General features: G+C 68.7%; 16 protein-coding genes. 14 read left to right on the forward strand and 2 right to left on the reverse strand.

Going from position 1 to position 14,336, the window contains the following annotated elements; translation table 11 throughout:
- Positions 1-82: 82 nt before the first annotated feature.
- Both HCA58_RS04215 and HCA58_RS04220 read left to right on the forward strand, forming a co-directional pair.
- Complete coding sequence (locus HCA58_RS04215) at positions 83-1,039, forward strand: heme o synthase (RefSeq protein ID WP_169596414.1); 957 nt, start codon at positions 83-85, stop codon at positions 1,037-1,039.
- A gap of 194 nt (positions 1,040-1,233) precedes the next feature.
- Positions 1,234-1,569, forward strand: a complete 336-nt coding sequence (locus HCA58_RS04220) for a hypothetical protein (protein WP_169596415.1) — start codon at positions 1,234-1,236, stop codon at positions 1,567-1,569.
- A 166-nt stretch (positions 1,570-1,735) separates the two neighbouring features.
- Here HCA58_RS04220 and HCA58_RS04225 read toward each other — a convergent pair whose 3' ends face one another.
- Complete coding sequence (locus HCA58_RS04225; RefSeq protein WP_169596416.1) at positions 1,736-2,686, reverse strand: COX15/CtaA family protein; 951 nt, start codon at positions 2,684-2,686, stop codon at positions 1,736-1,738.
- A gap of 214 nt (positions 2,687-2,900) precedes the next feature.
- On the opposite strand from HCA58_RS04225, the gene HCA58_RS04230 reads away from it, so the two are divergent.
- From HCA58_RS04230 to HCA58_RS04270, 9 genes are all read left to right on the forward strand, one after another.
- Positions 2,901-3,602 carry a transcriptional regulator gene (locus HCA58_RS04230; protein WP_240955514.1) on the forward strand — a complete coding sequence of 234 codons (702 nt, stop codon included), beginning with the start codon at positions 2,901-2,903 and terminating at the stop codon, positions 3,600-3,602.
- Positions 3,599-5,029 (forward strand): Fe-S cluster assembly protein SufB, encoded by a 1,431-nt coding sequence (gene sufB, locus HCA58_RS04235; protein WP_169596417.1) that lies wholly within the window; start codon positions 3,599-3,601, stop codon positions 5,027-5,029. The genes HCA58_RS04230 and sufB overlap by 4 nt, the downstream gene beginning before the upstream one ends.
- A 55-nt stretch (positions 5,030-5,084) precedes the next feature.
- Positions 5,085-6,227 carry a Fe-S cluster assembly protein SufD gene (sufD, locus tag HCA58_RS04240; protein WP_169596418.1) on the forward strand — a complete coding sequence of 381 codons (1,143 nt, stop codon included), beginning with the start codon at positions 5,085-5,087 and terminating at the stop codon, positions 6,225-6,227.
- Positions 6,227-6,571 (forward strand): non-heme iron oxygenase ferredoxin subunit, encoded by a 345-nt coding sequence (locus HCA58_RS04245; RefSeq protein WP_169596629.1) that lies wholly within the window; start codon positions 6,227-6,229, stop codon positions 6,569-6,571. Before sufD ends, HCA58_RS04245 begins: the two co-directional genes overlap by 1 nt.
- On the forward strand, positions 6,571-7,344 hold the full coding sequence (gene sufC / locus HCA58_RS04250; protein ID WP_169596419.1) for a Fe-S cluster assembly ATPase SufC: 774 nt from the start codon (positions 6,571-6,573) through the stop codon (positions 7,342-7,344). The genes HCA58_RS04245 and sufC overlap by 1 nt, the downstream gene beginning before the upstream one ends.
- A gap of 27 nt (positions 7,345-7,371) precedes the next feature.
- Positions 7,372-8,676: a cysteine desulfurase gene (locus HCA58_RS04255; protein ID WP_169596420.1), complete on the forward strand. Its 1,305-nt coding sequence runs from the start codon at positions 7,372-7,374 to the stop codon at positions 8,674-8,676.
- A complete protein-coding gene (gene sufU / locus HCA58_RS04260) occupies positions 8,676-9,152 on the forward strand; it encodes a Fe-S cluster assembly sulfur transfer protein SufU (RefSeq protein WP_169596421.1) in 477 nt (158 codons plus the stop codon). Before HCA58_RS04255 ends, sufU begins: the two co-directional genes overlap by 1 nt.
- Positions 9,149-9,502 carry a metal-sulfur cluster assembly factor gene (locus tag HCA58_RS04265; RefSeq protein ID WP_308442425.1) on the forward strand — a complete coding sequence of 118 codons (354 nt, stop codon included), beginning with the start codon at positions 9,149-9,151 and terminating at the stop codon, positions 9,500-9,502. The genes sufU and HCA58_RS04265 overlap by 4 nt, the downstream gene beginning before the upstream one ends.
- An 80-nt stretch (positions 9,503-9,582) precedes the next feature.
- The gene (locus HCA58_RS04270; protein WP_169596422.1) at positions 9,583-10,245 is read left to right on the forward strand and encodes an acVLRF1 family peptidyl-tRNA hydrolase; all 663 of its coding nucleotides are present in this window, start codon (positions 9,583-9,585) and stop codon (positions 10,243-10,245) included.
- 57 nt (positions 10,246-10,302) lie between these two features.
- Here the strand turns inward: HCA58_RS04270 and HCA58_RS04275 are convergent, their stop codons facing one another.
- On the reverse strand, positions 10,303-11,211 hold the full coding sequence (locus tag HCA58_RS04275; RefSeq protein WP_169596423.1) for a neutral zinc metallopeptidase: 909 nt from the start codon (positions 11,209-11,211) through the stop codon (positions 10,303-10,305).
- A gap of 230 nt (positions 11,212-11,441) precedes the next feature.
- Between HCA58_RS04275 and HCA58_RS04280 the strand changes: the two genes are divergently transcribed.
- The 3 genes from HCA58_RS04280 (at position 11,442) to HCA58_RS04290 (ending at position 14,246) form a co-directional block, all read left to right on the forward strand.
- On the forward strand, positions 11,442-13,046 hold the full coding sequence (locus tag HCA58_RS04280; RefSeq protein WP_169596424.1) for an ABC-F family ATP-binding cassette domain-containing protein: 1,605 nt from the start codon (positions 11,442-11,444) through the stop codon (positions 13,044-13,046).
- Between the two features lie 146 nt (positions 13,047-13,192).
- Positions 13,193-13,420, forward strand: a complete 228-nt coding sequence (locus HCA58_RS04285; RefSeq protein WP_007072022.1) for a helix-turn-helix domain-containing protein — start codon at positions 13,193-13,195, stop codon at positions 13,418-13,420.
- 58 nt (positions 13,421-13,478) lie between these two features.
- Positions 13,479-14,246, forward strand: coding sequence for an enoyl-CoA hydratase/isomerase family protein (locus tag HCA58_RS04290; protein WP_169596630.1), 768 nt, complete (start codon positions 13,479-13,481; stop codon positions 14,244-14,246).
- Positions 14,247-14,336: the final 90 nt, after the last annotated feature.

A 14,336-nucleotide genomic window follows, 5' to 3' on the forward strand; every position in this document is an offset into this window, starting at 1 on the left:
CGCGTAGTGTGTGGTCGGTGTGTGGATCCGAGCCGGTCCCGCCGCCGTGACATCCCCTCCCGACGCCGGAAGGTGGCAATCCGTGAGCATGATCACCGAGCGCCCCGTCAGTAACCCTGCCGGGCAGACGCCGGTGTGCGCGGGCGGGGAGGCCCCAGCAAGTTCCCGGGACCTGCGGGCGGTTTTCGCGGCGTACCTGACGCTCACCAAGCCGCGGATCGTGGAGCTGTTGCTGGTCACCACGGTGCCGGCGATGATGCTCGCCCACGGTGGCCTGCCGTCGCTGTGGCTGGTCGCGGTGGTGCTGGTCGGCGGCTCGCTCGCGGCGGGCGCGGCCAGCGTGCTCAACTGCTACATCGACCGGGACATCGACCAGTTGATGCGGCGGACGAAGCGCCGCCCGCTGCCGGCGCACACCGTGACTCCCCGCAACGCGTTGGTCTTCGGCCTGGTGCTGTCGATGGTGTCGGTCGCGTTGATGGCGCTCTTCACCAATGTGTTGGCCGCCGCCCTCACGCTTGCCGCGATCGTCTACTACGACGTCGTCTACACCCTGTGGCTCAAGCGCACGACGACGGCGAACACCTTCTGGGGTGGTGCCTGTGGGGCAGCGCCGGTTCTCATCGGTTGGGCGGCGGTCACCGGCTCGCTGTCGCCGGTGGCGTGGGCGCTGTTCGGGGTGGTTTTCTTCTGGCAGATGCCGCATTTCTATCCGTTGGCGATGAAGTACAAGGACGACTACGCCCGTGCCGGTATCCCGATGCTTCCGGTGGTCGCCTCGGTCCGGCGGGTGAACGCCGAGATCGTGCTGTTTGCCTGGCTGACCGTGCTGACCTCGCTGGCGGTCTGGGCGTTGGGGCTGAGTGCGGTCTACGGCGTCCCGACGCTCGTGGTCGGCGCGATCTTCCTGATCGAGGCCCACCGGCTCGCAGGTCGGGCCCGCCGGGGCGATGCGGTCAAGCCGATGCGGCTGTTCCACTGGTCGACGTCGTACCTGACCATCGTCTTCGCGGCCGCGGCCCTCGACGCCCTGCTCTGACGGCTTACCGCGGCGTACGTTCCTCCCGTCGGTTGGTCCGTTTGAAGCGTTCTTGTCGCTTCGATTGGCCCGATTCAGGGCTGATAAATGCGGTCGAAACGCCTGCTGTCCTGCTTAAACCTGCAGGTAATGGGTATCACAAAAGGTTGGTGGTTCTCGCCCGTCCGGGTTCGTCTCTGTTTAGTCTTCACGTTATGGCAGATGGTTCCGATACGACGCTGACGGCTGACCAGACCGCCTCCGGGCAGGCCCCCAACGGCCTGGTCGCGGGCATCAGGTCGTTCGCCGCCGAGCATGACGGGGCGAAGGCGGTCATCGAGTACGTCGGCAAGCGCGGCGCCCGCATCGTCCTGGTGGGCTCCGATGGCGCGTGGGGCGACCAGTTCGCCGAGGACACGGTGACCGCGCGTGAGGCGTGTGCGCAGGCCGGGGTCGCCGTGGAGAACGCCTGGGAACGGGAACTGATGGACCAGATGCGCCCGAGCAACGACCTGTGGCGTTCGATGGCCCGGCGCACCATGGCCCGTTGAGATAAGTTGACCGATCACCACCAACCGGCCCGGGGGGAACCCCCGGGTCGCTCTCATCACCTGCACCGAGCTGGCTGGCCTCGACGACGACGAGCCACCCGTCCTCGCCTATCGTGAGCTTGGCGGCGATTTCGTCCTGCTGACGCCAAGCAGGGGCCGGCGGAGGTCAGGCGGGCGTCGGGGCGTGGGGGTGGGGCTGGACGGGTGGATTGGTGACGGGACCGACCGGGCTCGATGACCGGGTCGACCAGATAACCGCGAGGGTCGCGAGCCAGACCAGGCAGGAACCGAGCATGTGCAGGCCGACGAGCAGTGCCGGCAGGTTGGTGAAGTACTGCACGAAGCCGATCACTCCCTGACCCAGTTCGATCAGGAGCAGGGTCAGCGCTGCGCGTACGGTGCGTGCCGGAGCCTTGACTGCCCGTAGTGCCAGCCACAGTCCCACGGTCAGGCCGACCAGCAGGAAAACCAGGTCGGCATGGATCTGGGAGATCGTCTGGGGGTCCAGCCCGTTGCGTACGGCGTCGGCGTCTCCGGCGTGCGGACCGCTGCCGGTCACCGCCACCCCGACGACGATGACCGCCGCGCTCGCCACCAGGGTGACCCAGGCGAGGGACCGCAACGGCGGCGGCACCACCGCGAGCCGGGGGTCGTCCGCCTCGCTCACCCGGCGCCACAGGGCGTACGCGAGCAGCAGCAGCAGCATCGAGACCACGAAGTGGATGCCCACGATCGAGGGATGCAGCTGGGTGCGGACGGTGATCCCGCCGATCACGGCCTGTGCCACGATGCCGAGTACGACGGCCAGCGCCAGCCGCACCGCACCTCGTCGCCGGGGGCGGTGCACCAGTGCGGCGAGCAGCGTCGCTCCGGCGATCAGCACCAGCACGAAGGTGAGCAGGCGGTTGCCGAACTCGATTGCGCCGTGCATGCCCATCTCGGCCGTGGCGGTGTACGACTCGTCGGTGCACCGGGGCCAGGTGGGGCAGCCCAGTCCGGAGGCGGTCAGCCGCACGGCCCCGCCGGTGACGACGATCGCGGTGTTGGCGACGATGTTGGCGAACGCCAGACGGCGCAGCAGGGAGGTGGAGACCAGGGAGCGGTCGGGGCGCTTCACGGGGCGAATCCTACGCACCGTAGTTGTCGCCGATCCGGTGACTCGGCCCCTGCGGTGGTTCGGATCACCGGGGTCACGTTTGCGGGCCCCGATCGAATTACGTAACGTGGACGTTGTGAAAAAGGCCAGTGCGCTCACCGGGCACCAGTCGACGGTCGGTCCGGCCGCCGGCCGGTCGCTGCCCGTCGCGAGCGGCTCGCCTGCCCGGTCTACCCTGCCCGGCACGCCCGTCGGCGAGTCGTCGACCCGGGACCGGGTCACCCTGCTGCTTCTCGAACGCCGTGCCGCCACCGCAGCCCAGTTGGGCGACGCTATCGGGCTCAGCCCGGCGGCCATCCGTCGCCATCTCGACGCGATGCTCGCCGACGGTGACGTCGTCGCCCGGGAACAGTCGGTCCGCGGTCACCGCGGACGGGGCAGGCCGGCAAGGGTGTTCCTGCTCACCGACGCCGCCCGCAGTCGGTGTGGCACCCACCACTACGACAACATGGCCACCGCCGCGCTGCGCTGGATCGCTCGCACCGGAGGTACGCAGGCGGTGGAGCGGTTCGCCGCCGAGCAGGTGGCAGCCCTGGAGTCGCGCTGTCGGGCCGCTCTGGCCGGCGCCGGCGACGATCCGATGGCTCGTGCCGAGGCACTCGCCGCGGCGCTGACCGCCGAGGGTTACGCTGCCAGTGCTTCCACGATCGCCTCCGGCGGCCAGCTCTGCCAGCATCACTGCCCGGTGGCGCACGTGGCCGCCGAGTTTCCACAACTGTGCGAGGCCGAGACCACGGTGATCTCCCGCCTGGTCGGTACGCACGTGCAGCGCCTGGCCACCATCGCGCACGGCGACGGGGTGTGCACCACGCACATTCCGGGCCCGCCGCACGCCCAGTCCGGTAAGACCGTCACCACTGTGAGGACAGATAGATGACCGAGCAGATCGTCCAGCCCCTGACCCAGGAGGAGCAGCTCGCTGCCCTGGGCAACTACGAATATGGCTGGGCCGACCCGGACGTCGCCGGGGCCTCGGCCCAGCGTGGCCTCAACGAGGCGGTGGTACGGGACATCTCGGCCAAGAAGAACGAGCCGGCCTGGATGCTCGACCTGCGCCTGAAGGGCCTGCGTCTGTTCGAGCGCAAGCCGATGCCGGCGTGGGGCGCCGACCTCACCGGAATCGACTTCGACAACATCAAGTACTTCGTGCGTTCCACCGAGAAGCAGGCCGCCAGCTGGGAGGACCTGCCCGAGGACATCAAGAACACCTACGACAAGCTGGGCATCCCGGAGGCGGAGAAGCAGCGCCTCGTCGCCGGTGTCGCCGCTCAGTACGAGTCCGAAGTGGTCTACCACAAGATCCGAGAAGATCTTGAGGAGCAGGGTGTGGTCTTCCTCGACACCGACACCGCCCTCAAGGAGCACGGGGACCTGTTCCAGGAGTACTTCGGCACGGTGATCCCGGTCGGCGACAACAAGTTCGCCGCGCTGAACACCTCCGTGTGGTCCGGCGGCTCGTTCATCTACGTGCCGAAGGGCGTGCACGTGGAGATCCCGCTGCAGGCGTACTTCCGCATCAACACCGAGAACATGGGCCAGTTCGAGCGGACGCTGATCGTCGTCGACGAGGGTGCGTACGTGCACTATGTCGAGGGCTGCACCGCGCCCATCTACTCCTCGGACTCGCTGCACAGCGCCGTGGTGGAGATCGTCGTCAAGAAGAACGCCCGGTGCCGGTACACGACCATCCAGAACTGGTCGAACAACGTGTACAACCTGGTCACCAAGCGCGCCGTGTGCCACGAGGGCGCGACCATGGAGTGGATCGACGGCAACATCGGTTCCAAGGTCACCATGAAGTACCCGGCGGTCTACATGACCGGCGAGCACGCCAAGGGCGAGGTGCTCTCGGTGGCCATGGCCGGCGAGGGTCAGCACCAGGACGCCGGTGCCAAGATGGTGCACGCGGCTCCGCACACCAGCAGCACCATCGTGTCGAAGTCGATCGCCCGGGGCGGTGGCCGGACCTCGTACCGGGGTCTGGTGCAGGTGCTGGAGGGTTCGCACAGCAGCGCCAGCACGGTCAAGTGCGACGCACTGCTCGTCGACACGATTTCCCGTTCGGACACCTATCCCTACGTCGACATCCGTGAGGACGACGTGTCGATGGGTCACGAGGCGACCGTCTCCAAGGTCAGCGACGACCAGCTCTTCTACCTGATGAGCCGGGGACTGAGCGAGGACGAGGCGATGGCGATGATCGTGCGTGGCTTCATCGAGCCGATCGCCAAGGAACTGCCCATGGAGTACGCCCTGGAGCTCAACCGCCTGATCGAGCTTCAGATGGAAGGCGCGGTCGGCTGACCCTGGCCGCCCCAGATCACCTGACACCGTCGTCGTAGACACAAACAAGGACGAGATGACTACCCAGGCTTCCGCGCCGCCCAGCACCAAGTCGCAGGCGCTGCGTTCGTACGATGTCGCCGACTTCCCGGCCCTGACCGGCCTGGAGGAGGAGTGGCGTTTCACCCCGCTCAAGCGGCTGCGGGGGCTGGCCGGTGACGACCCGACCGCTACCGGCACGGTTCGGCACGAGTATGCCGACCTGCCCGAAGGCGTGACCGTGGAGCGGATCGCTCACGACGATCCGCTGGTCGGCAGTGTGCTCACCCCGTTCGACCGGGTCAGTGCGCTGGCGTACGGCGGGGCCGGGCAGGCGTTGCGGGTGCGGGTCGCACCGGACGCGGTGGTCAGTGGACCGGCTGTCCTGCGGGTGGTCGGCGGCGGAGCCGAAGGCACGGCCTTCGGGCACACCGTGGTCGAGGTGGGCCGCTTCGCCGAGACGGTCGTGGTGCTGGAGCACGTCGGCTCGGCCACCCTCGCCGACAACGTCGAGGTGTCGGTGCAGGACGGGGCGAAGCTCACCCTGGTCACCGTGGCCGACTGGGCCGACGACGCGGTGCAGGCGCAGCACCTGAAGGTGCGGTTGGGTCGCGACGCGCGGGTGCTGCACGTTCAGGTCACCCTCGGAGGCAGCCTGGTCCGGCAGTTCACCACGATCGAATACACCGACCGGGGCGGCGAGGCCGAGCTGTACGGTGTCTACTTCGCCGACTCCGGGCAGCACCAGGAGCACCGGCAGCTGGTCGACCACACCGTGCCGGACTGTCGCAGCTATGTGGGTTACCGGGGCGCGTTGCAGGGGGAGAGCGCGCACACCGTCTGGGTTGGTGACGTGTTGATCCGGGCCGAGGCGACCGGCACCGACACGTACGAAATCAACCGGAACCTCCTGCTCACCGACGGTGCGCGGGCCGACTCCGTGCCGAACCTGGAGATCGAGACCGGCGAGATCGCCGGTGCCGGTCACGCCAGCGCCACCGGCCGCTTCGACGACGAGCAGTTGTTCTACCTGATGGCCCGGGGCATTCCGGAGGCCGAGGCACGTCGGCTCGTGGTGCGTGGCTTCTTCGCCGAACTGCTGAACAAGATTCCGGTGGAGCCGCTGCGCGAGCGCCTGGGGGACGCTATCGAGGCTCGGCTGACCAAGGCTGGCGCATGATGATCCGCATCTGCGCCGCCGAGGACGTGCCGAAGGGCACCGCGATCAGCGCCGACGTCGACGGCAACCAGATCGCCGTTGTGCACGGCGGGGACGACCAGTTCTACGCCGTGTTCGACGAGTGCTCACACGCGGCTGTGGCGCTCTCCGAGGGGGAGGTCGAAGGCTGCACGATCGAGTGTTGGCTGCACGGCTCCCGTTTCGACCTGCGTACCGGTGAGCCCAGCGGTCTGCCCGCCACCGAACCCGTACCCGTCTATTCCGTCGAAGTCCGCGACGGTGACATCTATCTTCCCGTGGACGGCGAGGGCCGTCCGCTGCCGAGCAATGGAGTGACCCGATAATGAGCACCCTGGAGATCCGCGACCTACAGGTGTCGGTGAAGCTGCCCGAGGGTGAGCTCAAGCCGATTCTGCACGGCGTCGACCTGACCGTGAAGTCGGGGGAGACCCACGCGATCATGGGCCCGAACGGCTCTGGCAAGTCGACCCTGGCGTACTCGGTCGCCGGCCACCCGAAGTACGAGATCACCGGTGGTTCGGTGACCCTCGACGGCGAGGACGTCCTGGAGATGTCCGTCGACGAGCGGGCCCGTGCCGGCCTCTTCCTCGCCATGCAGTACCCGGTCGAGGTGCCCGGCGTGTCCGTGGCGAACTTCCTGCGTACCGCCAAGACCGCCATCGACGGGGAGGCGCCGAAGCTGCGTACCTGGGGTGGCGAGCTGCGCGGTGCCATGGAGCGGCTGCACATGGATCCGGCCTTTGCCCAGCGCAACGTCAACGAGGGCTTCTCCGGCGGTGAGAAGAAGCGACACGAGATCGTGCAGCTGGAGCTGCTCAAGCCGAAGATGGCGATTCTCGACGAGACCGACTCGGGCCTCGACGTGGACGCGCTGCGGGTGGTGAGTGAGGGAGTCAACCGGGTGCGCGACACCGGAGACACCGGTCTGCTGTTGATCACCCACTACACCCGGATCCTGCGTTACATCAAGCCGGACCACGTGCACGTGTTCGTCGCCGGTCGGATCGTGGAGCAGGGCGGCCCGGAGCTGGCCGACAAGCTTGAGGAGTCCGGATACGAGCGGTACGTGGCCGGAGCCGGCCCGGCGCGGGTCTGATCTGCGAGGGAAGGGCCGGTCACGACGATGACCACCATCGCGATCCCACCGGGGATGCCGCAGCACGACGACGTGCCCCGCTACGACGTGGCAGCGGTACGCGCCGATTTCCCGATCCTCGATCGGGAGGTCAACGGGCACCCACTGGTCTATCTGGACAGTGCCAACACCTCGCACAAGCCTCGGCAGGTGCTCGACGCGTTGGCCGGGCACTACGCCCAGCACAACGCCAACGTCTCCCGTTCGGTGCACACGTTGGGTACGGAGGCCACCGAGGCGTACGAGGGGGCCCGGGCGAAGGTCGCCGCCTTCGTCAACGCGCCGAGCGTCGACGAGGTGGTCTTCACCAAGAACTCCACCGAGGCGATCAACATCGTGGCGTACGCGTTCTCCAACGCGTCGCTGCGTTCCGATGCCGATCCGCGACTCCAGTTGGGGCCGGGCGACGAGATCGTCATCTCGGAGATGGAACACCACTCGAACATCGTTCCGTGGCAGTTGCTGGCGGAGCGGACCGGCGCGACACTGCGTTGGTTCCCGGTCACCGACAACGGCCGGCTGGACGAGTCGGGCCTGACCGACCTGGTCAACGAGCGGACGAAGATCGTCTCGTTGGTGCACATGTCCAACATCCTCGGGACCGTCAACGCCACCGCGCGGATCACCGCCCGGGTCCGCGAGGTGGGTGCCCTGCTGCTGCTGGACTGTTCCCAGTCGGTGCCGCACATGCCGATCGACGTGGTCGATCTCGGCGCGGACTTCATCGTCTTCACCGGGCACAAGATGTGCGGCCCGACCGGCATCGGAGTCCTCTGGGGTCGCAGCGAGCTGTTGGCGGCGATGCCGCCGGTGTTCGGCGGCGGATCGATGATCGAGACGGTGTCGATGGGCGGATCCACCTACGCCGCTCCGCCGGCCCGTTTCGAGGCCGGCACTCCACCGATCGCCGAGGCGGTCGCGCTCGGTGCGGCCGTGGACTACCTGACCGGCATCGGTATGCGGGCGATCCAGTGGCACGAGAAGCAGCTGACCGCGTACGCCCTTGATGTTCTGGGTGCCGTGCCAGGCCTGCGGATCTTCGGCCCGAAGGTGCCGGTGGGCCGGGGCGGCACCATCTCTTTCGCGCTCGGCGACGTGCATCCGCACGACGTGGGGCAGGTGCTCGACGCCCTCGGCGTGCAGGTGCGGGTCGGCCACCACTGTGCCCGTCCGGTCTGCACCCGGTTCGGTGTGCCGGCCACCACCCGGGCCTCGTTCTACCTCTACACCACCACGGAGGAGATCGACGCGCTGGTGGCGGGCCTGGAGCAGGTGCGGAAGGTGTTCGCCTGATGCAACTTGAGTCCCTTTACCAGGAAATCATCCTGGATCACTACAAGCATCCGCACGGCCGGGGGCTCCGCGCTGCCGCCGACCCGGCCGACCGGGTCGGCGAGGCGCACCACGTCAACCCGACCTGCGGCGACGAGATCACCGTCCGGGTGGCGACCGACGGCGGGACGCTGCACGACGTGTCGTACGACGGGATGGGTTGTTCGATCAGTCAGGCGTCCGCGAGCGTGCTGCACGAGCTGCTGACCGGCCGAGACGCGATGGAGGCGTTCGAGGTGCACGAGGCGTTCGTGGCGCTGCTGTCCGGTCGTGGTCAGGTCACGCCGGACGAGGACGTGCTCGGTGACGGGGTGGCGTTCGAGGGCGTCGCCCGCTACCCCGCCCGGGTCAAGTGCGCGCTGTTGCCGTGGATGGCGTTCAAGGACGCCGCGGCACGCGCCGGTGTGGGCGCGAGCCCGACGGAGGTGAAGGCATGAGCGAGAACACCGCGCCGGCCGGCGGCAAGGCCGCTGTCGCCGACATCGAGGAGGCGATGAAGGACGTCGTGGACCCGGAGCTGGGCATCAACGTGGTCGACCTCGGCCTGGTGTACGGCGTGCACGTCGACGACCAGAACGTGGCCACCCTGGACATGACGCTCACCTCGGCGGCCTGCCCCCTCACCGATGTGATCGAGGACCAGGCCCGTCAGGCGCTGACCACCGGCCCCGGTGGTGGGCTGGTCGACGACATCCGGATCAACTGGGTGTGGCTGCCCCCGTGGGGGCCTGACAAGATCACCGACGAGGGTCGGGACCAGCTCCGCTCCCTCGGCTTCAACGTCTGACGACGCCTCCGCTCTTCGCCATTGGTCGTGCACCGGTGCCACCCGAACCGTCGGCGCCGCCTGTGGCGTACGGTCGGCTGATGACCAGTCGACCCGCCGCCGGGGGTGGCCGGTGGGTGGAGGTCGCTCCGGCCCGTACCGCCCGTTGGGTCGCCGGCTTCACCGACCGGCACGGCCCACCCGTCGCCGGTGTGCGGGCGTACGGCCTGCTGATGTCCGCTCCGGACGGGACAACTGCCGAGCTGCATCTACCTCCCGGGGCGCCGCCCGTCGTGAATCTGGCGGGTTTCGTGGCAACGGTGACGGCGCCGCGCCGGATCGGGCTGCTACTGGTGCGTAAGGGCGCGATGGCGATGGGCATCGCGGAGGGAGAGCGGCTGTCGGTCCACAAGGTGGACACCCACTACGTGCAGGGCCGGACCGCTGCGGGCGGGTGGTCGCAGCAGCGGTTCGCCCGCCGGCGGGACAACCAGACAAGGGCGGCGCTGGCCGACGCGGCGGATCTGGCCGTACGCCTGCTGCTGCCGGAGGCCGGACGGCTCGACGCCCTGGTCGCCGGTGGTGACCGGCGGGCGGTGGACTCCGTGCTGGCCGACAGTCGACTCGCTCCGCTCGCCGCGCGGCGCGCCGACCGGCTGCTCGACGTCCCGGAACCCCGGTACGCGGTGCTCGTCGCCGCTGTCGCCGCCGCCCGTGCCGTGCACATCCTGGTACGCGATCCCGTCCCCGATGCCGCCAGCTGACTGGTCAGGGGACGTGGCCCGGTCGTGGTGACCGGGCTTTCGCCGTGTCACGACTGGTCAGACCGCGCCGCTGAAGGTGTCGCAGGAGGCAGGGTCGCCGCTGTCGTAACCCCGGTTGAACCACTGCCTGCGTTGCTCCGACGAGCCGTGGGTGAACTCGTCGGGGTTCACCGGCCGGTCGGCGCGCCTGGAGATGGCGTCGTCACCGATGGCCTCGGCGGTGTCGATGGCCTCGGCGATGTCCCGCTCGGTGATGCTGGTGAAGATCCTCTGGCCGCTGTCGTCGGCGGTGCCGGTGGCGTTCTTCGCCCACGCACCGGCGTAACAGTCGGCCTGCAACTCCAGGCGTACCGACAGGTCGTTGGCGTTGCCCGGGTCGCGCTGCTGCTGACGGCGTACCTGCTCGTTGGTGCCGAGCAGGTTCTGCACGTGGTGGCCGTACTCGTGGGCCAGTACGTACGGCTGGGCGAATTCCCCCTCCGCCCCCAGTTGCGTGGCGAGTACCTCGTAGAAGGAGAGGTCGATGTAGACGAGCGAGTCGGCCGGGCAGTAGAACGGGCCGACACCGGAGTCGGCCTGGCCGCAGGCGGTGTTGACGGCTCGGCTGAAGAAGACGGTACGGGTCGGCTGGTACTGCTCACCGAGGTCCTGCGGCAGGGCGGTGCGCCAGTACGCCTGGATCGAGTTGACGTAGAGGGTGTTGCGGCAGTCCAGCTGCTCCAGGGCGTCGTCGGCGGCGCAGCGCTGCTCCAGTGCGGTGTTGTCGCCCTGCTCCTCGCCACCGGTCATGGCGTTCAGGCCGAAGCCGCCGCCGACGAGGGCCACGAGCACGGCGATGACGATGCCGACGATGCCGCCGCGTCCGCCACCGATCGGGATGGGGATGCCCAACCCACCGCCTGCGCCGCCGCCTCGGCGGTCCTCGACCTGGCTGGTGTCGATCCGGGCGTTCTCGTTCAGCTCCATGGTGACCCCGATCAGTGAGTGTCTCGTGGCCGGTACCGGTCCGGTCGGCGATCCGGTACCCGACGATCTTGGTCGGTAATCCGCGTGGGTCGACAGCCGGAGCCCGGTACACTTGTCGTCGTGCTGCGCTGCGAAGGCTGAACGCCCCGCGCCGACGGGTCACCGGGATCCGCCGGCGCTTTCGTGTGCCCTGAGTCAGCCCTTCGGATCCCCGGAAGCGAGTACCTGAAATGATCACTGCAACCGGCCTGGAACTACGTGCCGGAGCCCGGATCCTGCTCTCCGACACCACGCTGCGGGTGCAGCCCGGTGACCGGATCGGCCTGGTCGGGCGCAACGGTGCCGGCAAGACCACCACCCTCAAGGTGCTCGCCGGTGAGGGCCAGCCGTACGGGGGGCAGGTCGACCGGCGCAGCGCCGTCGGCTATCTCCCACAGGATCCGCGGACCGGCGACCTCGACGTCACCGGGCGGGACCGGGTCCTCTCCGCCCGTGGCCTGGACGCCCTGATGGCCGGGATGAAGGACCTTGAGGCGCGCCTCGCCGAGGACGCCGACGAGCGCCTGGTCCGCCGTTACGGCGCTCTGGAGGACCAGTTCGCCGCCCTCGGCGGGTACGCGGCGGAAGCCGAGGCGGCCCGCATCTGCGCCAACCTCGGGCTGCCCGATCGTGCTCTCGCGCAGACCATCGGCACCCTCTCCGGCGGTCAGCGTCGGCGAATCGAGTTGGCCCGGATCCTGTTTCGGGACGCGGGTGAGAACGGGGGCGGGATCCTGCTGTTGGACGAACCGACCAACCACCTGGACGCCGACTCGATCACCTGGCTTCGGGGTTTCCTCGCCAACCACAAAGGCGGGCTGATCGTGATTTCGCACGATGGTGATCTGCTCGAGTCGGTGGTCAACAAGGTGTGGTTCCTGGACGCCACCCGCAGCGTGGTCGACGTCTACAACCTGGGTTGGCAGGCGTACCTGGAGGCCCGGGAAACCGACGAGCGTCGTCGTCGGCGGGAACGGGCCAATGCCGAGAAGAAGGCCGGCGCGCTGATGGCCCAGGCCGACAAGATGCGGGCCAAGGCCACCAAGACGGTCGCCGCGCAGAACATGGCCCGCCGGGCCGAGCGGTTGATGTCCGGCCTGGAAGAGGTGCGGGTCGCCGACAAGGTGGCCAAGGTGCGTTTCCCGGCTCCGGCGCCTTGCGGCAAGACGCCGCTGACCGCGACCGGCCTGTCGAAGTCGTACGGCTCGTTGGAGATTTTCACCGACGTGAACGTGGCCGTGGACCGGGGATCGAGGGTCGCCATTCTCGGGCTCAACGGTGCCGGAAAGACCACGTTGTTGCGGATGCTCGGCGGCCTGCTGGAGCCGGACACCGGCGAGGTGCGCTCCGGTCACGGTCTGCGGCTGGGGTACTACGCCCAGGAGCACGAGACGCTCGATGTGGAGCGGACGGTCCTGGAGAACATGCGGGCCGCCTCGGTTGACCAGACCGACACCGAACTGCGCAAAATCCTGGGTGCCTTCCTCTTCTCCGGCGAGGACGTCGACAAGCCTGCCGGGGTGCTCTCCGGCGGGGAGAAGACCCGGCTGGCCCTGTCGACCCTGGTCTGCTCCGGTGCCAACGTGCTGCTGCTCGACGAGCCGACGAACAACCTGGATCCGGTCAGCCGTGAGCAGGTGCTCGACGCCATCGCCCGCTACCCGGGGGCGATCGTGCTCGTCACCCACGACCCGGGCGCGGTCCTCGCGCTCAAGCCGGACCGGGCGATCCTGCTCCCCGACGGCGACGAAGACGCCTGGAGTGACGATCTGCTGGAACTGGTCGAGTTGGCCTGATTCCGTTGCGGCATCACCTATCGGGAAGCTGACATTGCATAGCGTGTCGGTTGGCGAATAGTTGATATCTGGCGCATGATCGTTCGAGACGGTCTAATAGGTGGGACCGTATCCGAACCGCACAGTCTGGGACGTGAGGACACAGCATGGCAGCCACTGGCACAGCCACCAGCACTGAGAAGGGTCGCCGGATCGTCGGAGCCGAGCGTCAGACGCTCGCGAAGGACCTCGTCAAGCGGTACACCGGGGGCGAGAGCATCCGGGCGCTCGCGGCCTCGACCGGGCGATCGTACGGATTCATCCACCGCGTACTCACCGAGTCCGGGGTGCAGCTGCGGCAGCGTGGCGGCGCTCGGCGCCGCAAGAAGGCGTGACCCGCCGGTCAGCGGCGTTCAGCAGCACCGCCACCACCACCGTGACCCGGGCCGCCCGGTGACCGCCGAGGCGACCGGGGTCCGGCTGGAATGCGACGGGCCGGTTGCCACGGTCACCCTGTGCCGGCCCGACGTGCTCAACGCGCAGACACCGGCGACGTGGCGCGCGATGAGCGACTTTTCCCGGGAGCTTCCCGGCGACGTGCGCGTGGTCGTGGTACGCGGCGAGGGGCGGGCCTTCTCCGCCGGCCTCGACCTGTCGGTGGCCGCTGCCTCCGGTCCCGGTTCCTTCGCCGCGCTGGCCACCCTGCCCGAGCAGCAGTGCGCCGACAAGATCGCCGACTATCAGGCCGGGTTCACCTGGCTACACCGGCCGGACATCATTTCGATCGCTGCCGTACAGGGGCACGCGATCGGCGCGGGCTTCCAGCTCGCCCTCGCCTGCGACCTGCGGGTACTGGCCGAGGACGCGAAGTTCTCCATGGCTGAGGTCACGTTGGGCCTGGTCCCCGATCTGGCCGGCACCCGGCGCCTGGTCGAGCTGGTCGGCTACTCCCGCGCCCTGGAGATCTGCGCCACCGGGCGGCGGCTGGACGCCGCCGAAGCGGACCGGATCGGGCTGGCCACCCTCGTGGTTCCCGGCGCCGAGTTGGACGACGCGGTGCGTGACCTGACCGCCGGGCTGCTCGCCCACCACCGAGACGCCGTCATCGAAATCAAGGCGCTGCTGGCCGGAGCCGCCGGGCGTACCCACGCCGCGCAGCAGCGCGCCGAGCGGGAGGCACAGACACGACGGCTGCGGGATCTCGCCGGCCAGGGAGAGTAGTAAGTACCGTTCGGGAAGATTCGCGTCACCCGTGTGGTTGTCTCAGTCGTCGGCGAACTGACCGACGGCGAACGACGTATTGATCCGGAG

It is taken from the genome of Micromonospora sp. HNM0581 (assembly GCF_012726175.1).
Lineage (GTDB): Bacteria > Actinomycetota > Actinomycetes > Mycobacteriales > Micromonosporaceae > Micromonospora.